This window comes from Bacteroides sp. 1001302B_160321_D4 (assembly GCF_015667765.1).
Lineage (GTDB): Bacteria > Bacteroidota > Bacteroidia > Bacteroidales > Bacteroidaceae > Bacteroides > Bacteroides xylanisolvens.
Map to the genome: position 1 here is coordinate 1 of NZ_JADPLO010000085.1, position 20,605 is coordinate 20,605.

The window sequence follows — 20,605 nt, forward strand, 5'->3', positions numbered from 1 at the left end:
CTTACGGGCATTTTTATTTTATCGGCTGAAAGACAGCCGATAAAATTGGCGTGGCGGAAAATAGTATGGTTACGTACATCATCATCCGTAGTGGTGGTAAGACGGGGTTTTCATTTGTCCGGCTCTACAAATTCACAGTAACAGGTTTTGCGCTTAATTACGTGACTCCTGTTGGGCTGATGGGAGGCGAACCATATCGCATTATGGAGCTGAAACCCTATATAGGAATAGAACGCGCCACCTCTTCCGTGATTCTTTATGTGATGATGCATATCTTTTCCCACTTTTGCTTTTGGTTAAGTTCAGTGTTGCTTTACGTTTGTCTCTATCCGGTGGGGTGGATGATGGGGATAATCTTAGGAGCTATTACTGTCTTTTGCTTGCTGATTGTTATTCTTTTTATGAAAGGCTATCGGCAGGGGATGGCTGTGGCTTTTGTCCGTATGGGTGGTCGTATTCCTTTTCTGAAAAAGAAAGTATTTCATTTTGCAAACGCGCATAAAGAGAAGTTGGAGAATATAGACAAACAAATTGCCCTTCTCCACCAACAAAAGAAACAAACCTTTTATAGCGCCCTCTTACTGGAATATACCGCCCGTGTAGTCAGTTGTCTTGAAATATGGCTGATACTGAACGTGCTGACCACCCATGTCAGCTTTGCCGACTGCTGCCTGATTGCGGCTTTCTCTTCTTTACTTGCTAATCTGCTGTTTTTCCTGCCTATGCAATTGGGAGGTCGTGAAGGTGGCTTTGCCCTCGCCGTAGGCGGCCTTTCCCTTTCCGGAGCTTACGGAGTCTATGCCGCTTTGATTACCCGTATACGCGAAATGGTCTGGATTGTAATCGGACTTGTACTAATGAAAGTAGGAAATTTTAAACAATCAAAAGAAAGATATTCTGCTTAAATTTATAACTTTGTCTGATCTATAAAGACTCTTATGAAGGGCTCTATAAAAGAACTTATAGAAAAACTTGTCAAAGGAGTTCTATTTGGATCTATAGAAAAGACTGACGAAAAGACCTATAAAGAAAACGACAATGAATAATTTTATCTTTTACAGCCCTACTGAATTCGTGTTCGGTCGGGATACGGAAGCGCAGACCGGAGTGTTAGTACAGAAATACGGTGCACGCAAAATAATGATTGTTTATGGTGGCGGTTCCGTGATACGTAGCGGCTTGTTGGCCCGTGTTGAGAAATCATTGCAGGAAGTAGGTATTCCCTATTGCATGCTGGGTGGTGTACAGCCTAACCCGATAGACACGAAAGTGTATGAAGGAATCGATCTCTGCCGGAAAGAAAACGTAGACATGATGCTCGCCGTTGGTGGTGGCTCTGTGATTGATACGGCGAAAGCCATTGCAGCCGGAGTTCCTTACAACGGAGATTTCTGGGATTTCTACATCGGAAAAGCCATTGTGACGAAAGCATTGAAAGTAGCCGTTGTGTTAACGATTCCTGCTGCCGGAAGCGAAGGTTCCGGTAACACCGTCATCACGAAAGTCGATGGCTTACAGAAATTAAGCCTCCGTGCTCCCGGTGTACTACGTCCTGTTTTTGCCGTGATGAACCCCGAGCTGACCTACACACTTCCTCCTTTCCAAACCGCCTGCGGCATTGCCGATATGATGGCACACATCATGGAACGCTATTTCACCAACACGAAAGATGTAGAAATAGGCGATCGCCTGTGCGAAGGTACCCTGCTTGCCATCATCAAAGAGGCAACTACCGTCATGAAAGACCCCGAAAACTACGGAGCCCGTGCCAATCTGATGTGGTGCGGAACGATCGCCCACAATGGAACCTGTGGTGTAGGTTGTGAAGAGGACTGGGCTTCCCACTTCCTCGAACATGAAATCAGCGCCATCTATAACGTGACTCATGGTGCCGGACTCTCCGTAATCTTCCCTGCCTGGATGACATGGATGACAGAACACAATGTGGATAAGATAGCCCAATACGCCATCCGAGTGTGGGGAGTGGCAGAATCAGACGATAAAAAGGCGGTAGCCCTTGAAGGAATTTCCCGTCTGAAATCCTTCTTTACTTCCATCGGCCTGCCTGTGACCTTCAAAGAACTTGGCATTGAGAATCCCGACATCGACCGCCTTGCAGATAGTCTGCACCGGAATAAAGGTGAATTGGTAGGCAACTATGTCAAATTAGCGAAACAGGACAGCAAAGAGATATACCGTCTGGCATTATAAAAAAACAGATATAACCGACAGCTGCATCATTTGCCTTTTGATAGAGGATAAATGATGCAGTTATTCTTTTTGCTATTGATTAATACCTAAACAGAAGCAAAAAAATTTTGCTTTAATTATATTTTGGTATAATAGTTGTGTAAAATACCTAAAATTCGTGATTGCTCCGTCTATCATATAAGAATACTTTTGCGGGTGTAATAACTATATATATCCGTTATGCAAAAGCTAAATTCCGGGGCTTTGGATAGAATCTTATTGTTTGTATACATTTTATCACTATCTACTAATGCAATAGCCCAAAACAAAAATAATTCAAAAGAGACATATCTTCTTCCTCCACACGGAAATTATGTTTATGGCCGGGTGATTGAGAAACTCTCTAAAGAACCGATGGTAGGAGTGACGATTCGTTTGGATGGTCATTCTACTGGTGTAATTACCGATATAAACGGTTGCTATGTATTGACCCTGCCCGAAAAAGGCGGTCTGGTTATCTATTCCTACATCGGTTTTGAAACCCGTAAAATCAAAGTCACTTCCCGGCAGAAAGTCGATGTGCAGATGGTAGAAGCTACCGAAAGTATTCAGGAAGTGATTGTAACCGGCTATAACTCCATACAGAAAGAAAGTTTCACTGGAAATACCACAAAGATAGAGAAAGAAGACCTGTTAAAAGTCAACCCGAACAACCTGATTTCGGCCATTCAGACTTTCGATCCCTCTTTCAGAATACAGGAGAATCTGGCTGCTGGTTCCGATCCCAACAGCCTGCCTCAATTCGTCTTGCGTGGTCAGACCGGTATCGGAGAAACGACACTTGGGCAGACCTCCACCTCCTCCATTTCGCGGGAAGTGCTAAGCGGTAATTCCAACCTGCCTATCTTCATACTGGACGGCTTTGAAGTCGATGTAGAAAAGATATACGACCTCGATATGAATAGCATCCACAGCATCAATATCCTGAAAGATGCTGCCGCCACTGCCATGTACGGTTCACGTGCGGCCAACGGAGTAATTGTCATTGAACGGCGTGCGCCTGAAGCCGGAAAGTTCCGTGTACAGTATTCCGGAGTACTTTCTGCCGAACTGCCGGATTTATCCTCCTACAATCTGGTGAACGCCCGTGAGAAGCTGGAAACCGAACGCCTGGCAGGACTATATGACAGCAACACCCCGGAAATAGACCCCTATACCAACGGTTACTACCAACGACTCAATAATGTACTGACAGGTGTCGATACCTATTGGCTTTCTCAAGGACTACGCACGGCTCTGAACCATAAGCACTCCGTTTTCATAGACGGTGGAGAAAACGACGTGCGCTGGGGAGTGGAACTGGGATTCAGAGGAACGGAAGGAGTGATGAAACACTCTTCCCGTAAGAATGCCAATGCCGCTTTTTATGTAGACTACCGCATTGGCGGACTACAAATAAAGAACAAAGTGACCTACACTTATAACAAAAGTACAGATGTCCCCTTCAATTCATTCAGCGATTACTCCCATTTACTTCCTTATATGCGTCTGTATGATGAAAATGGCGATTATGTGCGCCGTCTCGAAAAGTTCGACGGGGCTAGCGGCACACAAGTAAATCCACTGTACGAAATCAACTTCTACAACAGCTTCGACCATTCCGGTTATGATGAAGTAACCGATGATCTTAGTCTGAATTGGCGTATCACCGACGGTCTGCGTCTGCGCGGTCAGTTTTCCGTCCTGATGAGAAATTCTACCGGTGATCTGTACAAAGATCCCGCATCGGCCAGTTATTCAGCCAGTACAGGCAACATCAATGGTGAAAAAACAGAATCCACACAAAAGAGAACAGTGATAGACGGAAGCCTGTCACTCATGTACAACAATACCTTCAAGGGACACAATCTCAATATCTGCTTGTCCTCCAACATGAGACAAACGCAGAGCACTGCTTCCGAAACACGTTACCGGGGATTTCCGGGTGGCGACCTTGTCTCTTCAAACTATGCGGCAGAAGTATACGGAAAGCCCAGCAGCTCCGATAATACCACCCGCTTGGTAGGAGCCTTGCTCACTTCCAACTACACCTACAACAATATCTATCTCGCCGACCTTACAGGACGTATCGACGGTTCTTCCGAATTCGGTTCCGATAAAAGATGGTCCATGTTCTGGTCAACAGGAGCAGGAATCAACATTCATAATTATGATTTTATGAAGTCGAATGAACTCTTTTCCATGTTGAAGTTCCGTGTCTCCTACGGACTGACCGGAAAGACCAACTTCTCCCTCTATTCGGCCAAAGATATGTATCAGCTGCAAACAGACAGCTGGTATCCCACAGGCTACGGTGTATTCCTCTATCAGATGGGAAATCCGAACCTGAAATGGGAACGTAAATACACCCTCGACTATGGAGTTGAAATCGGACTGTGGCACGATAAAATCTATCTGAAAGCCTCTGCCTACGACGAGCGTACCATCGACCTGATAACCGATTATACCATCCCTTCCTCTACCGGATTCACCTCCTACAAAGAAAACATGGGAAAGGTGAAAAACACCGGCGTCGAACTGGAACTGCGGGCACGACTTTACAGTGACAGAAACTGGCTCTTCCAGCTCTACGGCAGCTTTGCAAGAAACAAAAACACGATTATTGAAATCTCCCAGGCAATGCGCGACTATAATAAAAGAGTGGAAGAACTGTTCAGCGGATATAACCCCGAAAGCAGCTCCGATTCAAAATATGCTAAAACATACCTGAAATATTACGAAGGAGCCTCTCTGACCTCTATTTACGGGATGAAGTCATTGGGAATCAGCCCCACAAACGGCAAAGAAATCTACCTTCGCCGGAATGGTGACGTTACCGATGTATGGTCTGCCGACGAATGGACCATTATTGGCGATACAGCTCCCAAGGGACAAGGCTCATTCGGTTATACCCTGTCCTATAAACAGTTATCCATGTTTGCTTCTTTCCTCTATACTTTTGGTGGAGATGCTTACAACAATACCCTCGTCTCCTATGTAGAGAATGCCGACATTAAAAATGACAATGTAGATAAGCGGGTATTGCTCGACCGTTGGCAGAAACCGGGAGACATAACCACCATGAAAGATATTCGTGACCGTAATGTCACCACCGGCGCATCTTCGCGTTTTGTACAGAAAAACAATACCCTGCAATGGAGTTCATTGACAATGAGCTACAATTTCCGTCCCGAACAATTAAAGAAACTCCATCTGTCCGGCCTGCGTCTTTCGTTCACGATGAACGACCTGTTCTATTGGTCTACCATCCGTCAGGAACGGGGACTGGATTATCCTTATTCGCGTTCATTCAATCTGACTACTAACATCATATTCTAACCATACAAATGAAGAAACTAATCAGCCATATACTAATAGCCCTGACAGGAATGTTAGCCGTTTCCTGCAATGCCTGGCTGGACGTAACACCAGAAAATGCGATAGCCGACGACGATCTGTTTTCCACCGGTTTCGGCTACCGGAATGCCCTGAATGGTATCTACACCAATCTGGCGTCCGACGAACTTTACGGTAAGCAACTAAGCTGGGGATTCCTTAGTGCCATCTCCCAGCAATACAATCAAAAGGCGGGAACCATCTCTCCGATGTATGCCGACGCTTCCGAACTTATCTATAACACGGTCGACACCGAACCCGTCGTGACAGCTATCTGGGAAAAAGGCTATAAAGTGATAGCCAACCTGAACAAGCTCATCGAGAACATCCGGCCCACGGACATCTCTTTGTTCGAATACGGAGAAGAAGAGAAAAACCTCATTTACGCCGAAGCCTTGTCATTAAGAGCCATGATGCATTTTGACCTACTTCGCTTGTTTGCTCCTGCAACGGCAACCAATCCTTCGGGCGCCTATCTTCCTTACCGCGATAAATACGAAGCCGCAGTGGTAGAAAAATGTACCGTTACCGATTTTATCGAGAAAGTCCTGAAAGACCTGCTCGAAGCGGAAGACATTCTGCGTAAGTTTGACACCGAATACCATCCCGAAGCGATGTACGCTTCACAAATGTACGAACCTACTCCCGAATGGAATGCCCGCTACCGCTTCAACTCCGGTTCCTATATAGACGATATGGGAGCATTCTTCTGGTATCGTGGCATCCGCTTCAACTATCTGGCATTGCTGGGGTTGAAAGCCCGTGTCTGCATCTATGCCGGTCCTGCCTACTACAAGAATGCCGAGACAGCCGCCAAAGAACTTTACAACACCTATTACCAGCAGAAACGGTGGATAGGCTTTACAGAAGGAGAGAACATTACCTGCAATCTCAATTCCCGATATACAAAAGTCTCCCACGACATATTGTTCGGCTTGTACAAGAAACAGCTGGCTACGGATTATGAACAGGCCGTATGGGGCTCTTCCTCTTCTTCGTCAACCACCCGTTTGCCGTTGGCAAATATCCCTTCCCTGTTTGCTTCGGACAATACGGGCGTATATACCGACTATCGGCTCACCTACCTGATCGGGACTACCAATGAAACCCAGTCGAAGTATTACACACTGAAGTATAACCCTTCCGTAGAATCAGTAGTAGAAGCAATGGAGAATCCGATGATACCAGTGATCCGGTTCAGTGAAATCTGTCATATCCTGGCGGAGATCAGTAGCTATAATGGCAAGATAACCGAAGGAATCAACTACCTCGAAACAGTTCGAAAAGCCCGTGGAGCTGAACGTACCCTTAGTCTGACAGTCAGCACCCGTGAACAACTGGATGCCGAAATACTGCTCGATATACGGAAAGAAATGATAGGCGAAGGTGGAACCTTCTACACCTACAAACGGATGAACCTCTCCACCGTGTCCGATTCCGACGAGGAAGGAGAAATCAACATGACAGGTTCTTATGTACTTCCATTGCCTACCAGTGAAACAACCAACTAATGCCCGGATAAGATGAAACGAATATTGACATATACCATCTTCTGCCTGCTGTTCGTTCTCACCTCTTGCAGTGAAGAGCAGCTGGACGTTTATAATGGAGACAATTACGTCTATTTTACTTACATGAGCGATAAGTCTCCACAGAAAATAACATTCAACTTTGCTACAGATGCACCCTTGCTTCGAGAAGGAACCGTGAAAGTGAAAATGACACTTCTTGGCTACCTGCTCGAAGAAAATGCCACCTGTGATATTTCCGCAGTGGGAGAGAAAAGCACCGCCCGTTCCGGCATCGACTATGCCCCTTTGACCTCCGGCATCTTCCATAGCGGACTGGCGGAAGACACCTACGAAGTCACCGTCTATCGCAATGAAGACCTGCTCAACACAGACTACACCCTTACCCTTTCACTGGATGCAGTGGAAAACTGTCTGGTGGGTCCGGCAGAATACAAACACGTCACGATTCAAGTGACCGACCGGATTTCCCAACCTGTTTGGTGGAACCAGAGTTCGGCAGCCAATCTGGGTACTTATTCGGATATGAAATACCGTGTTTTTATCATTTTCATGGATGGTGAGATACTCGAATCATTGGATAAATACACCGGTATTGAGTTTGTCAACCTGATAGCCGACTTCAAGGCCTGGTGGAAAGACCAGTGGCAGCAAGGCAATTACCAATATTATGATACAGACGGAGTGACACCGCTGTATGAAACCATTCTCGATAACTGATAATAAATTATGAAGCGAAAAACAATACTATTCATTTCAATCCTGCAGCTTCTCGTGATAACCGGCTGTTATGACGATTTGGGAAACTATGACTATACAAACTCTACCAAAGTTTCTTTTGTGAACTCCGCTTCATCGGACTACACGTTTATGGTAGGCGACCTTTTCGAGATGGATGCGCCCATCAACTTCTCAACGGACATCGGGAATGTTGATGAACTTTTCACCGTTCAATGGTATCTGAACCGTGAACTGATCTACACAGGTTATCATCTGAAGTATCAGTTCGAAAAAGGCGGAACGTACGAACTGATACTGAAAGTCATCAATAAGGAAACGAATGAAACATACATCAGCAATAAATATACCTTGACGGGAAAGAACAGTTTCGACTGGGGCTGGATGATTCTCTCCAACAAAGGAGACGGAAAATCTTCTTTATCTTTCATCAATCCCGGCCTCCGGGCTACGCACGATGTAGAAAACATCATCGAAGATGGTCTGGGTACAGACCCGCTCGGGATCTATTACTATTATGTATTAGGCTCTATCTCCGGTTCCTACGTGTCAGGTTTGCCGAAAATCCTGATAAATCAGGGTAGTGGAAGTGTCACGCTAGATGGCAATTCGTTGCAAAAAGACATGTGGCTTGCCCACGAATTTGAAAACCGTAAAGAGCCGGAAGGCTTGAAGATAATGGACTTCGCATTCAAGGAAGAATATTACGTGATTTGCTCCGAACAGGGGGAAGTGTATATCCGTGCCGTAGGCACTGACAATAAAGCGATTCCTTATTACGGGAAGTACGGCGCCATGCCGTATGAGTTTGAGGGAGGTAGCCGTATCACCTGTTTCGCACCGTTCCACAACGTCACTTATTGGTGTGCCGACGAAGAACGTTGTATCTTGTATGATGAGCAAAATGCCCGTTTTATCGGCATTACACATTATCCGCAGTGGGGAGCAGTTTATACTCCTGCCATCGTCTACTTCAAAACATACGATCAGGATTTGGAAGTTCCCTCCGGTGTGTTGCGGGTGAACAATATGGGAGCGGGAACCCGCTGCCTGGCAATAGGGGCTTACGAAAAGAAAGATGTAGCCTCCAACGGCGGGCTGACATTTTGGTCAAACTACGTGTCGCTGATTGACGTGCAGGGAACCGGAAATTATGATTTGCACGAGTTTGCCGTAAAAGACATGGATAATAACTCTCACCTGATAACCGGTACGGATCAATACGGATTCAGCGGCAGCTCCTTATTGACTCCGCAAAGTGTCATTAAGATGTCCTCCAATTTTGAAAAGAACCCTTATTTCTACTTTACCGATGGAGATAAGAATCTCTATATATACAGTATGCAGATGCGCAGTCATATGCTGGCTTACACAGCAGGCAGCCGTATCACCGGCATCAGTGGAAGTCCTGTTGTTTGTGAGTTTTATGGCTATGGGGGAAATAGCACTGATCCGAATTTCCGGCTGGCACTTTCGCAGGAAAATGGGGATATCGCCATCATCGATGTAAACACGAGCCAGATGGTACGTCTCTTCGAAGGTTTTGCTCCCGATTTGGAATTGAAGACTTTTAGCGGGTTTGGCGATGTGAAAGGCATGGTATGGTGCACGAACTATGAAGGAGAATATTAATTGGAAAAAGAAAATAACCTATCAGTAAATAATTAATCATTTAAACGAGAAAAGTATGAAAAATAGACTGTTTTATTTTGCTGCTTGTGTAGCTTTAGTATTGTCTTCAGTAAGTTGCAGCAGTGACGATGGTGAAGAAGAAGATGCAGATATTCCCGTAGTGGGGAAAATTGCTGTTTCCGGTGCTTATAATGTGTATTCCCATGGAAGCCAGGGATGGATTGAAGCGGACAAGATAGGAATATATGTGTTGTCCGATGGCAAACCGCAGGATAACTTGCCGTATGCTCCGTCGGAAGTAGCGGTGGCTACTACTACAGAATTGGATGGTAAAACGTATATAGTATATGATCGTGATAGTCGTGTGACTGAAGATATTACGCTGAATCCTTCTTCCGAACTTGCTGCAGGATTTAAGGGTGGCGATCACACTATTTATGCCTATACGCCCTATAACGCAGCTTCACAAGATTATAAGGCTGTCGCTTTGCCCAACTTAGCTGTGCAGGAGTATTATGAATCAGAGTTTATGCCGCATCGTAATTATAGCTTTGCTTATGCTTCGGCTACTACATCTAGCTATTCTGCTGCAACTGTTTCTTTGGGAGAATTCAAACCATTGTTTTCTCAAATCACTTTACCGGGTGCGGGATGCCCGGATTCTTTTGTCGGTAAGAAATTTACTAAAGTGGTGGTGAGCTGTGACCATCCGATTGCCTACGAAGATGGAGCAACTGTAGATTTGTCGACAGGTAAAATTTCCGGTACTCCGATAAACAGTATTACTTATAATCTTCCTAATGGCGGCTTCGAGATAACTGCCGGGTATTTTGGTGCCAGTTTGGAGACCTGTTATATGATGATTGCCGTACCTTTTGAAACAGGGCTAACTTATACCTATAATTTTACTTTGACAATTGATGGACAGGAATATACTATTTCAGGCAAACCGAATGAAAAGATGTCTAGTATCAACAACTTAAATATGTATGGCATTGCCGGTATCGAATAATTATTATCTTTGTATCTGTATATAAATATTAAAAAAGAAAGCATGAAGAAATTAGTTTCAATTCTGATGATTCTGGCAATGATCGTTCCATTGGCCGGAGCACAATCGACGGACATCTTCAAGAAAAAGAAGAAAAAGAAGAGCAAGACGGAAGCGGTGGATAAAGCCAAGGCTGACTCCATTGCCAAGAGTAAGAAAGATGCTCTGCAACCTTACGCAAAAGTAATCACCGGCAAAGCCAAAACAATGGACGGCTTTTTTAAAGTGCATTACGTAGATGGTAAATATTTCTTCGAAATAGCCGACTCTCTTTTCGGACGTGATATTTTGATTGTGAACAGAGTTGTGAAAGCACCGGTAGACGCGCAGAAACGTAAAGTAGGCTATCCGGGAGATTACATCAGCGACGAAGTGATCCGTTTCGAGAAAGGACGCGGCGACAAACTGTTCGTGCGTGAAATCTCTTATCTCGAACATTCTGCTGATACACTGGGTATGTATCAGGCCGTATTGAACTCCAATGTTCAACCCATTGTGGCCACCTTCCCGCTGAAAACTGTCCGTAAAGAAGGAGAAACTACCAACTATGTGATCGACATGACCGACTATATCCGTAAGGACAACGAAATGTTTTCATTCACCAGCCGGGTGAAAGACAACATCGGAGCGAGCAGCATGGTAGACGACGCCAGTTATATCGACACACTGAAAGCCTTTCCGCAAAACATCGAAATACGTACCGTGCGTACCTTCCAGCGGAAGAAAGGAGGAGGCAGTGGACTTGAGAAACTGCTGGCAGCTTTCTTTGCCACCTCTACCACTCCGTTGACTTACGAACTGAACAGCTCTATGCTATTACTTCCCAAGGAACCGATGAAACCGAGATTGCACGACGACCGGGTAGGTTACTTTGCTGTGAGCTATAAGGATTTTGACGAGAATCCGCAAGGAGTGAAGTATAAAGCGAATATCACCCGCTGGCGTCTCGAACCCAAAGACGAAGACCGCGAGAAATACCTGCGTGGCGAATTGGTGGAACCAAAGAAACCGATTATCATTTATATCGACCCTGTCACTCCGAAGAAATGGGTTCCGTACCTTATTCAGGGAGTGAACGACTGGCAAGCCGCTTTTGAGAAAGCAGGATTCAAAAATGCAATCTTCGGCAAAGAAGCACCGACGGACGATCCTACCTGGAGCTTGGAAGACGCCCGCCATTCGGCTATCGTGTACAAGCCTTCCGATATTCCGAACGCAAGCGGACCTCACGTGCACGACCCTCGCAGCGGTGAAATTCTTGAAACGCATATCAACTGGTATCACAATGTGATGAGCCTGCTTTACAACTGGTACATCGTGCAGGCAGGAGCCATTGATCCGGGAGCACGCAAACCGATGTTCGACGATGAACTGATGGGCGAACTGGTACGTTTTGTATCTTCCCACGAGGTGGGACATACATTAGGACTGCGTCATAACTTCGGTTCTTCCAATACCGTCCCGGTAGAGAAACTTAGAGACAAAATATGGGTGGAAGCCAACGGTCATACACCGTCTATCATGGACTATGCACGCTTCAACTATGTGGCACAGCCGGAAGACAACGTTTCACGTTCGGGAATATTCCCCCGTATCGGTATGTATGATAAATGGGCGATTGAATGGGGCTATCGTTGGATGCCTGAATATGAAACGGCGGAAGCCGAAATACCTCATTTGAATAAGTGGATCATTGAGAAGCTGCGGGAGGACAAACGCTATACGTTCGGAACGGAACTCGACAGAAACGATCCCCGCAACCAGAGTGAAGATTTGGGAGATGATGCCATGCTGGCAAGCTCGTATGGAATCAAAAACCTGAAACGTGTGATGCCTGAAATCATGAACTGGACTTATGAACCAAATGAGGGTTATATGAAAGCTGTCCGTTTGTATCAGAATGTGGTGGGACAATTCGACTTGTACATGGGCCATGTGGCTACCAATGTGGCCGGTATCTACCACAATCCGATTTCTGTGGAACAGACAGACATGAAAGCGGTGGAATATGTTCCGAAGGATATTCAGAAGAAAGCGGTCGACTTCCTGAACAAGGAACTGTTTACCACACCGACCTGGCTGATGGATGATAAACTGTCCGAAAGAACTGGTATCAATACTTTCAATTCGATCTACCGTGTACAGAGCAGTACATTGAAACAACTGCTTAGCAGCCGCACACTTGATAAGATGACGGACAACGAACTGGTCAACGGAGCGAAGGCATACACAGCCAACGATTTGTTCCGTGATTTGAAGAAGAGTATCTGGAGCGATATGCAAGGAGGAAAGAAACCGGATGCTTCCCAACGTAGTTTGCAAAAGACTTATGTCAATGCGTTGATTGGAATGCTTGATAAACCGAAGAACAGTTCCGGTTCGCTCGGAAGTCTGGGTGGTTATTCGCTCGTAGCTTTCGATTTCCCTTCTGAAGCACCGACTATTGCACGCGGACAGTTGACTGATCTTAGAAGAGACCTGACCAATGCGGCAAATGCTTCCAGTGGAATATACAGAAGTCATTATCTGAACTTGAAAGCGTTGATTGATGCTGCATTCGACGTGAAGTAGAAAAATAATTTACGATTAAGTTCATTTACGATTAGACGATTTACGATGTACGATTGGAGTTAGTACATGGTAAGTCGTCTAATTTGTAGATTAGCTGATTGTAAATACGTTCTTTTTGCCCCATATTTACGACAGTATTAGGTGGCTTTGCCCCATTTTTGAAACATGAACGATAGACTTTTGCCCCATCTTTGAAACAAAATCAATGGTATTTTGCCCCATCTTTGGAAATTCTTTATAACTTTGTTGCTGAAAATCAATAAATTTGTGGTTTATGTTTAAAAGAGATATCTTATTTCATCTGGAAAGATGGAAAGACGATACGCATAGAAAGCCTTTGATATTGCGTGGAGCAAGGCAAGTCGGTAAAACAACGGTAGTCAACGAATTTGGAAAGCAGTTTGACAATTACCTGTATTTGAATTTGGAGAAACGGGAGGCAGCATCCTTGTTTGAGTTGAATGTATCTCTAAAAGATTTGATGCCTTTATTTTTTGCACATTGTGGAAAGATAAGGAATGAAGGAACTATATTACTTTTTATTGATGAAATTCAAAATTCAGCAAAGGCAGTAGCGTTATTACGCTATTTCTATGAAGAATTACCTGATATTTATGTAATTGCTGCCGGTTCATTATTAGAAAACCTGATAGATGTACGTGTTTCATTTCCGGTGGGAAGGGTGCAATATATGGCATTGCGTCCTTGTTCATTTCGCGAGTTTCTGGGTGCTGTTGGAGAAGAACCTTTATTATCCGTTTTAGATAAGCCTGAAATCACTCTCGCTTTCCATGATCGTTTGATGTTATTGTTTAATATCTATACGTTGATTGGAGGTATGCCGGAAGTTGTGCAACTCTATGCGGAGCGCAGGGATATTTTATCCTTGGAGTCCACTTATGAAACTCTTTTGCAAGGCTACCGGGATGATGTGGAAAAATATGCTTTGGGAAAACAACTTCCGGAAGTGATTCGCTTTATATTAAAAGAAGGATGGCATAAAGCTGGACAAATTATAACTTTAGGAGGATTTGCTGGTTCGTCTTATAATGCTCGGGAAGTGGGAGAGGCTTTTCGTTTATTGGAAAAGGCGATGTTGCTGGAATTAGTTTATCCGACTACGGCAACGGAAGTTCCGGCCACTCCTGAAATAAAGCGTATGCCCAAACTGGTCTGGTTAGATACAGGATTGGTGAATTATGCGGCACAAGTACAGAAAGAGGTTTTGGGAGCAAAAGATATAATGGATGCTTGGCGTGGTATGATAGCGGAGCAGATTGTAGCGCAAGAACTGTTGACACTGACAGATAAAGTCAGTCAGAAACGTTGTTTCTGGGTGCGTAATAAAAGTGGTTCTAATGCAGAAGTCGATTATGTGTGGGTGCAGGATTCTATGGTTTATCCCATTGAAGTCAAATCAGGGCATAACGCCCACTTGCGTTCCTTACATTCTTTTATGAATCACTCTAATCAGACTGTTGCAGTCAGAATATGGTCGCAGCCTTATGCTGTGGATGAGGTAAAGACGGCAGACGGAAAAGAATTCAAATTGATAAATCTACCTTTTTACCTCGTTGGAAAATTAGACAGCATATTGCGTCGGTTTGAAACAACCTTTGATAACGCGTAGTCTAGCAAAATCATAAGTTAAAGATTAGGCACGGATTACATAGATTTCACGGTTAGTGCTATGCTTGTACAAAGCAACCGTGAAATCCGTGTTATCCGTGCCTAAATTATAATAAAGCTATTTTTTTTTAGACTTTATCCCAATCCGTTTCAGCATTAAAACAGGGACAGGCCTTGATCCATTCTTCCGGTTCTATTTCGCCGTTTCCGTTCAGGTCGGGACTTAGATCCCGATGTCCGCAGATCCGGCAATTCGGATAATCTTTCAATAAAGCGAGAATCAATACCCGGAGCGAATGTTTCTGCCATTCGGTACGGGTATCTTTCGGTTGTCCTTTGCAATCGAGTCCGCCCTCATAGCAGATACCTATACTTTCTTTGTTGAAACCGCGGCTGTGCGCACCAATTCGTTCTATCGGACGGGTAGATTTTATATCCCCGTTCTTGCGGATATAGAAATGATAACCCGTTCCGTTGAATCCTCGTCTGCGATGACAGACGTCCAGGTCATATTCTGTGAAACTCTTGTCTTCGCGCGTAGCGGAGCAATGGATTACTATCAGGTTTATAGTTCTCATGAATGGATTAAATAGATTGAATAGGTTCTGTAAATTGCACAGGTTCCATAATTTGCATTAATTGAATCATTATCATGCCTCTGCTGCACTACGTTGTGCACATTCCTTATTAATACATTGTAAGGCAGCAGCCTGTGCCAGCTGATCTCTTAATGAGAATATCTCCGTATGCATCTCTTTCACTTTCGAGCTAAGGTCGAAATAATCCTTCAACACTTTTTCCAATTGCTGCATCAGAAAAGTATATTGGTCTTTCACCAGTTCGCTGAACTCTTTTACTTCTTGCGCCATTACTTTGCGCTTTTTGCGATTACTGCCCAGAAAGGGCAGGATCGTCATAATGATCTCTATGATTTTATCGAGCATTTTAATAAATTGAGGATTGAAAATTGAGAATTAAAAAATAAATGTAGAAGAAAACAGAAACCGCATGGAGAGTAACTGTAGAAATCACTCTGTAATACCCATGCGGCACTGTTTTTAATGATTAAGCTGCCGGGTCCGGAGCTTCTCCGCTTCCACCGCTACCGCTGTTTCCACCATCCGCGTCTTCTCCGTCACCCTTTCCGGCCAGGATGAAATCGACATTATTCTCGCCTCGGGTAGTGGCATGACTCGTATTCACCAGCTGAAGTGCCTTGTCTGCCACAAAACGAACATTTACTCTGCGGATATTGCGCACCGTGCAATCCTTCTCCTTTTCCGCCCCTTCGCTGCTCAACGTGATATGGAACGTGCCCAATCCGTCGATCTTCACCTTGTCGCCCTGGGTAAGCGACAGGCGCAACTGCTCAACAAAAGCCTCGATGGAATGCTTCACATCTCCTGCTGTAAGCGATGAGTTCGCTTCGATGGCATCGGCCAGCTTGTTGATGTCCATCACTCTCACTGTACCCGATTTCTGGCGTACATAATACAACATCTGTGAATCCGGCTGATTCACATACTTTCTGCGCTGATAGCGCTCCACTAATACATTCATACAATTAAAAAAGTTAAGGTTTAAGTAATAATATTTTCTGTCCTTGTTGACATTACAAATATACGAAATTTGAAAGGGAAAGTCAAGTATTTTGCTATTTATTTTATATCAATAATGAAATAAAAAAAGAAATTCCATACAGCTATATATTGTAATATAAAATTGTATGGAATCGGGGTGAATCTGTATCTATTTAGCATGTTTCAGCATGTATTCCAGCGGTGGGACGTATTCGGTGATTTTTGTCATTGCCGAATTATGCCTGAAGTATACGTTTCCCGTCTCTCCGTTGCGTTGTTTGGCTATGATTGCTATGCCTAGTTCTTCGGTAGGGTAACCGCTTTCGCGGTCGGTTGTTATTCGTGCGAGGGCGGGGCGGTAGAGTAATATCACGACGTCCGCATCCTGCTCGATTGCGCCACTTTCGCGGAGATGTGCCAGTTCGGGGCGGCCTGCGGGGCGGTTTTCCGATTCGCGGTTTAGCTGGCTAAGCAGTACCACCGGTACGTTTAGCTCTTTGGCCAGCAACTTCGCTTTGCGGGTGGCTTGTGCCACTTCCTGTTCGCGGTTGCGGTTGTTTTGGCCGGTTGTCATGTCGCAGAGTTGCAGGTAGTCTATAATGATCGCGTCGCACGCATGTTGGCTTTGCAGCAGTCGCGCGCTGGATCGTACGTGTTCCATGTTGACCGAGGTGCTGTCGTCTACGTGTATCGGCAGACGTTTGAGGTCGGCGGCTGCCGTGCGTGCCTCTGCAAGCTCTTGCGGGCTGACGGTTCCCGACCGCCAATGGCGGGCACTGACTTCGCTGGCTGCTGTCAGCCATCGGTCGGCCAGTCTTTCTCCTTGCATTTCGAGGCTGTAGACGGCTACGGCATGTCCTGCCATGGCTGCGTTTCGTGCCAGATGTAGTGCGAATGCCGTTTTTCCTACGCCGGGACGGGCGGCGATTACCACTAGTTCGCCGTTTTGGAGTCCGGACGTCATGCGGTCCAGGTCTGCCAGTCCGGTAGGGATGCCGGTCACTCCGTTTATGTTGTTGGCAATACGTCCTTCGGCTTCGGTCATGGTGGCGGTCATCAGTTCATCCATGTCCCGCATGTGGTTGTTGTGGCCGAATTCGCCTTCCAGACGGTCGAGCAGGTTGTGCGCGTCCATCAACGAGTCGTCGATGTCCATCGTTTCGTCTAGCGAGCAGGCGAGTAGTTTGTTGAATCCCAAGGTCATTTCGCGTCGTAGATATTTCTCGTGTACGATCTGCGCGTGATATTCGAGGTGGGCGGAAGTCGCCACTTTGCTGCTCAACTGGGTGATGCCGAACGCTCCGCCCGCCTCTTCGAGCTTTCCGCGGTGGGAAAGCTCTTCTTTTACGGTGAGGATGTCTATTTTCATTCCGGCGTGCTACATAGCCAGTATGGCGGCGTAGATCAGTTGGTGGCGCAGGACGTAGAACATTTCGGGGCGCAGCTTGTCGGCTATCAGTGGTATAGCCCTCTGCTCTATCAGGCAGGCGCCGATGATGGCTTCTTCTATTTCGGGAGCCTGTGGTGAAACTCTGTTTTCGGTATTCATAATCAGTGTTTGTTTAATCAGTCTTCGTTTAATTGGGATTCGTTTTATCAGTATTCGTTTAGGAAAGCTTTGTTGGATAAATAGCTGGCGGCGTGGAGCAGGTAGTTGATGTTTGTTTGGTGGAAATAATAATCTTCTACCTTGTCGATGGCGAGTTGCTGTTCCTTGTCGCTTAATTTTTTCCATTCGCGTTGCGCTTTGGCGATGTTTTCTTTGGGAAGCTGCGTGATGCTGTGAAACTCATTCCAAAACAGGCGGAACTTCTCGTTGACGGCTTTCTTTTTCTGCTTGCCGCTGTCGGGGGCTCCTACCCATTTGTCGTATTCGACGACACGGATATGCAGGGACGAGTTGTTGGGATGGGGGACGATTTCGATGATCCCCAGGATGGCAAGGGCGTGTATGAATCGGAAGGTTTTTCCGACAGACCAGCGGAAAATGCGGCTCCAGTCGCGGTAGCTGAACATGCTTTCGCCTCTTTTGCACAGGTAGTCTTTGTGCTGCCGGTCGCTGTATAACGTGTCCGAATAGTTTACTTTCATCAGGATTTTCAGGAGCGCTTCTATTTCTCCGGCTTCTATGTTCGGGTCTTCTATCTGTTGTTGTAGCAGGGCTTTGGGGATAATGAGAAAACCATGTTCCATCATGGCTTCAAAATTGAAATTGTTCATTGGGTTATCGTTTTAAATTTCTGTAAAGGTACGCCGTTCTTGTGCGATGCGCAAGGGGTGTGGTTCCGTGCGGACGGGTGTGGATGAATAAAGGGTGCCGCGATGCGCAAATGGCTGTTTTTTTCTTCTTTCATGAAGCCGGGGAAGGAGTGGGGATGGAACGAATGCTCTGTTGGTGGTTGGCGGAGCTTCTGTTGGTGGTTGGTGGAGCTTCTGTTTGTGACTGGTGGAGCTTCTGTTGGAGAAAAAACAAAGCCTTCGTTTGGGGGGATTCGAAGGTCTTGTTTGTAGTGAAAAAACGGTCATTTTTGCCGAACGCTTTGTGGAACGCTTTTTTCTTTCTGTAAATAGCTGTATGATTGGTAGTTATCTTCGTTTTGAAAAAAAGTGATGAACGCAAAGTGGAATACATAATAAACAATAAAAGATAAATGATATATTTAAAAATATATAGTTCGATTTTCCTTTTATTTCTTGTCCGTGTTTTCGTTTTCTGTTACGCGCTAAACGTTTGTCGGCAAGTCAATGTGGGGAGGTCCCCAGTGTCGGTAGATGATTAGCTGCATTTCAGGACTGACATCGATTGTTTGGCTGGTGTAATACGCAGCAACCAGTTGTTCGTTCAATGTCTTGTTTGCTTTAATGCGTTTGCGCATTTTTTTGCTGGCGGAAGAAGCGTTTGCCAGATCGGGAAAATACTCCTTCGCCAATTCGGAGAAATACTTGAATCCATTAATGCTGTAGCGTTCGGCAGCTGGTTCATTGTTGTTCATAAATTTTTTATACTTAAATGGTTAAAATAATATGTTGTTTGAAAAATTGCGCAAATGTATGAAATTTACTTTGATGATTAATGTAAATGTTTTAGTTTTTATTTTTTAGATTTTATGTATGTAAATTTTTGAAGATATATTTTTGTATTTTACTAAAGTAAAGTGTGGGAAAAGTAAATATTAATTATTAATTTATTTTTAATGAAAAAGGAAAGTTTTACTTCGTTTATGAAACAAGTGGCTGTTGATTTGCAGCAGAGTGGAAATTTAGGGACTGCTCATGTATACAGAAGTACGTTGAATGCGATTCTTACTTTTCAGGGTTCCGATCGTTTGTCGTTTCGGGAAATCACTCCGGAGTGGCTGAAGCATTTTGAGGGTAGTCTTCGTGCACGTGGGTGTAGTTGGAATACGGTGTCTACGTATCTTCGCACGTTGCGTGCGGTTTACAATCGCGCTGTCGATCTTCGGAAGGCATCATACGTGCCGCATCTTTTTCGCTCCGTATATACAGGTACGCGGGCAGACCGCCGCCGGGCACTGGATATGGAGGATATGAAGAAGGTATTTGCCCGTCTGTTGCAGTCGGACGCCATCACTCCTGCCATGAAGGGTGCGCAGGAGTTGTTCATTCTTATGTTCCTGCTTCGGGGATTGCCTTTTGTCGACCTGGCTTATTTGCGCAAGAGTGATCTGCGGGGAAATGTGATTAGTTATCGTCGTCGTAAAACGGGGCGTCCGTTGTCTGTGACGTTGACGACGGAAGCGATGTTTCTTTTGCAAAAGTATATGAATCGGGAGGAACAGTCGCCTTATTTGTTCCCGATTCTTCACAGTGATGAAGGTTCGCCAAAGGCGTACAGGGAATATCAACTGGCATTGCGCAATTTTAATTATCAGTTGGAATTATTAGGAAAGGCATTGGGACTCAAAGACCGGTTGAGCTCGTACACCGCCCGCCATACCTGGGCTACGACTGCGTATTATTGCGAAATCCATCCGGGTATTATCTCCGAAGCAATGGGACATTCGTCTATCACCGTGACGGAAACTTATTTGAAGCCTTTCCGAAATAAGAAAATTGATGAAGCAAATATGCAGGTACTGGATTTTATAAAACGATCTGTGGTAGGTGTAAGTGCTTGATTTTTATTCTGTTACTTCGTAGGTAACGGGTCGAAATATCGGTGCAAATATGAGCATATTTCTTAAAACAACCAAACGAAATCATACATTTTTTCTAATAAACTACTCAAA

15 protein-coding genes and 2 pseudogenes are annotated in these 20,605 nt (G+C 45.0%); 11 read left to right on the top strand and 6 right to left on the bottom strand.

Going from position 1 to position 20,605, the window contains the following annotated elements; genetic code table 11:
* Positions 1-59: 59 nt before the first annotated feature.
* The 9 genes and pseudogenes from KFO40_RS23065 to KFO40_RS23105 form a co-directional block, all read left to right on the top strand.
* Positions 60-905 (top strand): annotated as a pseudogene (locus tag KFO40_RS23065) (lysylphosphatidylglycerol synthase transmembrane domain-containing protein); the annotation flags it as partial.
* 133 nt (positions 906-1,038) lie between these two features.
* Positions 1,039-2,211: an iron-containing alcohol dehydrogenase gene (locus tag KFO40_RS23070; RefSeq protein ID WP_004314277.1), complete on the top strand. Its 1,173-nt coding sequence runs from the start codon at positions 1,039-1,041 to the stop codon at positions 2,209-2,211.
* A 219-nt stretch (positions 2,212-2,430) separates the two neighbouring features.
* A complete protein-coding gene (locus tag KFO40_RS23075; protein WP_118161546.1) occupies positions 2,431-5,568 on the top strand; it encodes a SusC/RagA family TonB-linked outer membrane protein in 3,138 nt (1,045 codons plus the stop codon).
* Between the two features lie 8 nt (positions 5,569-5,576).
* The gene (locus tag KFO40_RS23080) at positions 5,577-7,136 is read left to right on the top strand and encodes a RagB/SusD family nutrient uptake outer membrane protein (RefSeq protein WP_211146842.1); all 1,560 of its coding nucleotides are present in this window, start codon (positions 5,577-5,579) and stop codon (positions 7,134-7,136) included.
* Positions 7,137-7,148: 12 nt separating this feature from the next.
* Entirely contained in the window at positions 7,149-7,874 is a 726-nt protein-coding gene (locus KFO40_RS23085; protein ID WP_004314272.1) for a DUF4843 domain-containing protein, read from the top strand.
* Positions 7,875-7,883: 9 nt separating this feature from the next.
* Entirely contained in the window at positions 7,884-9,524 is a 1,641-nt protein-coding gene (locus KFO40_RS23090) for a PKD-like family lipoprotein (protein WP_008016860.1), read from the top strand.
* Between the two features lie 55 nt (positions 9,525-9,579).
* On the top strand, positions 9,580-10,536 hold the full coding sequence (locus KFO40_RS23095; protein WP_004314313.1) for a fimbrillin family protein: 957 nt from the start codon (positions 9,580-9,582) through the stop codon (positions 10,534-10,536).
* Between the two features lie 42 nt (positions 10,537-10,578).
* Positions 10,579-13,146: a zinc-dependent metalloprotease gene (locus KFO40_RS23100; protein WP_008016862.1), complete on the top strand. Its 2,568-nt coding sequence runs from the start codon at positions 10,579-10,581 to the stop codon at positions 13,144-13,146.
* 274 nt (positions 13,147-13,420) lie between these two features.
* Positions 13,421-14,776, top strand: a complete 1,356-nt coding sequence (locus KFO40_RS23105; protein WP_004314315.1) for an ATP-binding protein — start codon at positions 13,421-13,423, stop codon at positions 14,774-14,776.
* A 127-nt stretch (positions 14,777-14,903) separates the two neighbouring features.
* Here KFO40_RS23105 and KFO40_RS23110 read toward each other — a convergent pair whose 3' ends face one another.
* The 5 genes and pseudogenes from KFO40_RS23110 to KFO40_RS23130 form a co-directional block, all read right to left on the bottom strand.
* Positions 14,904-15,353, bottom strand: a complete 450-nt coding sequence (locus KFO40_RS23110; RefSeq protein ID WP_004314316.1) for an N-acetylmuramoyl-L-alanine amidase — start codon at positions 15,351-15,353, stop codon at positions 14,904-14,906.
* Positions 15,354-15,425: 72 nt separating this feature from the next.
* Positions 15,426-15,719, bottom strand: a complete 294-nt coding sequence (locus KFO40_RS23115) for a hypothetical protein (RefSeq protein WP_008648736.1) — start codon at positions 15,717-15,719, stop codon at positions 15,426-15,428.
* A gap of 121 nt (positions 15,720-15,840) precedes the next feature.
* A complete protein-coding gene (locus tag KFO40_RS23120) occupies positions 15,841-16,335 on the bottom strand; it encodes an HU family DNA-binding protein (protein WP_004314318.1) in 495 nt (164 codons plus the stop codon).
* 189 nt (positions 16,336-16,524) lie between these two features.
* Positions 16,525-17,904, bottom strand: a pseudogene (gene dnaB, locus KFO40_RS23125) (replicative DNA helicase).
* Between the two features lie 47 nt (positions 17,905-17,951).
* Positions 17,952-18,575, bottom strand: coding sequence for a hypothetical protein (locus tag KFO40_RS23130; RefSeq protein ID WP_004314320.1), 624 nt, complete (start codon positions 18,573-18,575; stop codon positions 17,952-17,954).
* Between the two features lie 83 nt (positions 18,576-18,658).
* On the opposite strand from KFO40_RS23130, the gene KFO40_RS23135 reads away from it, so the two are divergent.
* The gene (locus KFO40_RS23135; protein WP_004314321.1) at positions 18,659-18,922 is read left to right on the top strand and encodes a hypothetical protein; all 264 of its coding nucleotides are present in this window, start codon (positions 18,659-18,661) and stop codon (positions 18,920-18,922) included.
* 156 nt (positions 18,923-19,078) lie between these two features.
* On the opposite strand, the gene KFO40_RS23140 is transcribed toward KFO40_RS23135, so the two are convergent.
* Positions 19,079-19,348, bottom strand: a complete 270-nt coding sequence (locus KFO40_RS23140) for a DUF4248 domain-containing protein (RefSeq protein WP_004300655.1) — start codon at positions 19,346-19,348, stop codon at positions 19,079-19,081.
* Between the two features lie 201 nt (positions 19,349-19,549).
* On the opposite strand from KFO40_RS23140, the gene KFO40_RS23145 reads away from it, so the two are divergent.
* On the top strand, positions 19,550-20,494 hold the full coding sequence (locus KFO40_RS23145) for a tyrosine-type recombinase/integrase (protein ID WP_211146843.1): 945 nt from the start codon (positions 19,550-19,552) through the stop codon (positions 20,492-20,494).
* The last annotated feature ends 111 nt before the right edge of the window (positions 20,495-20,605 follow it).

What these genes read in the sequence shown, in the direction of transcription:
- KFO40_RS23070 (WP_004314277.1), top strand. Translation starts at nt 1,039, where the DNA reads ATGAATAATTTTATCTTTTACAGCCCTACTGAATTCGTGTTCGGTCGG.
- KFO40_RS23075 (WP_118161546.1), top strand. Translation starts at nt 2,431, where the DNA reads ATGCAAAAGCTAAATTCCGGGGCTTTGGATAGAATCTTATTGTTTGTA.
- KFO40_RS23080 (WP_211146842.1), top strand. Translation starts at nt 5,577, where the DNA reads ATGAAGAAACTAATCAGCCATATACTAATAGCCCTGACAGGAATGTTA.
- KFO40_RS23085 (WP_004314272.1), top strand. Translation starts at nt 7,149, where the DNA reads ATGAAACGAATATTGACATATACCATCTTCTGCCTGCTGTTCGTTCTC.
- KFO40_RS23090 (WP_008016860.1), top strand. Translation starts at nt 7,884, where the DNA reads ATGAAGCGAAAAACAATACTATTCATTTCAATCCTGCAGCTTCTCGTG.
- KFO40_RS23095 (WP_004314313.1), top strand. Translation starts at nt 9,580, where the DNA reads ATGAAAAATAGACTGTTTTATTTTGCTGCTTGTGTAGCTTTAGTATTG.
- KFO40_RS23100 (WP_008016862.1), top strand. Translation starts at nt 10,579, where the DNA reads ATGAAGAAATTAGTTTCAATTCTGATGATTCTGGCAATGATCGTTCCA.
- KFO40_RS23105 (WP_004314315.1), top strand. Translation starts at nt 13,421, where the DNA reads ATGTTTAAAAGAGATATCTTATTTCATCTGGAAAGATGGAAAGACGAT.
- KFO40_RS23110 (WP_004314316.1), bottom strand. Translation starts at nt 15,353, where the DNA reads ATGAGAACTATAAACCTGATAGTAATCCATTGCTCCGCTACGCGCGAA.
- KFO40_RS23115 (WP_008648736.1), bottom strand. Translation starts at nt 15,719, where the DNA reads ATGCTCGATAAAATCATAGAGATCATTATGACGATCCTGCCCTTTCTG.
- KFO40_RS23120 (WP_004314318.1), bottom strand. Translation starts at nt 16,335, where the DNA reads ATGAATGTATTAGTGGAGCGCTATCAGCGCAGAAAGTATGTGAATCAG.
- KFO40_RS23130 (WP_004314320.1), bottom strand. Translation starts at nt 18,575, where the DNA reads ATGAACAATTTCAATTTTGAAGCCATGATGGAACATGGTTTTCTCATT.
- KFO40_RS23135 (WP_004314321.1), top strand. Translation starts at nt 18,659, where the DNA reads ATGAATAAAGGGTGCCGCGATGCGCAAATGGCTGTTTTTTTCTTCTTT.
- KFO40_RS23140 (WP_004300655.1), bottom strand. Translation starts at nt 19,348, where the DNA reads ATGAACAACAATGAACCAGCTGCCGAACGCTACAGCATTAATGGATTC.
- KFO40_RS23145 (WP_211146843.1), top strand. Translation starts at nt 19,550, where the DNA reads ATGAAAAAGGAAAGTTTTACTTCGTTTATGAAACAAGTGGCTGTTGAT.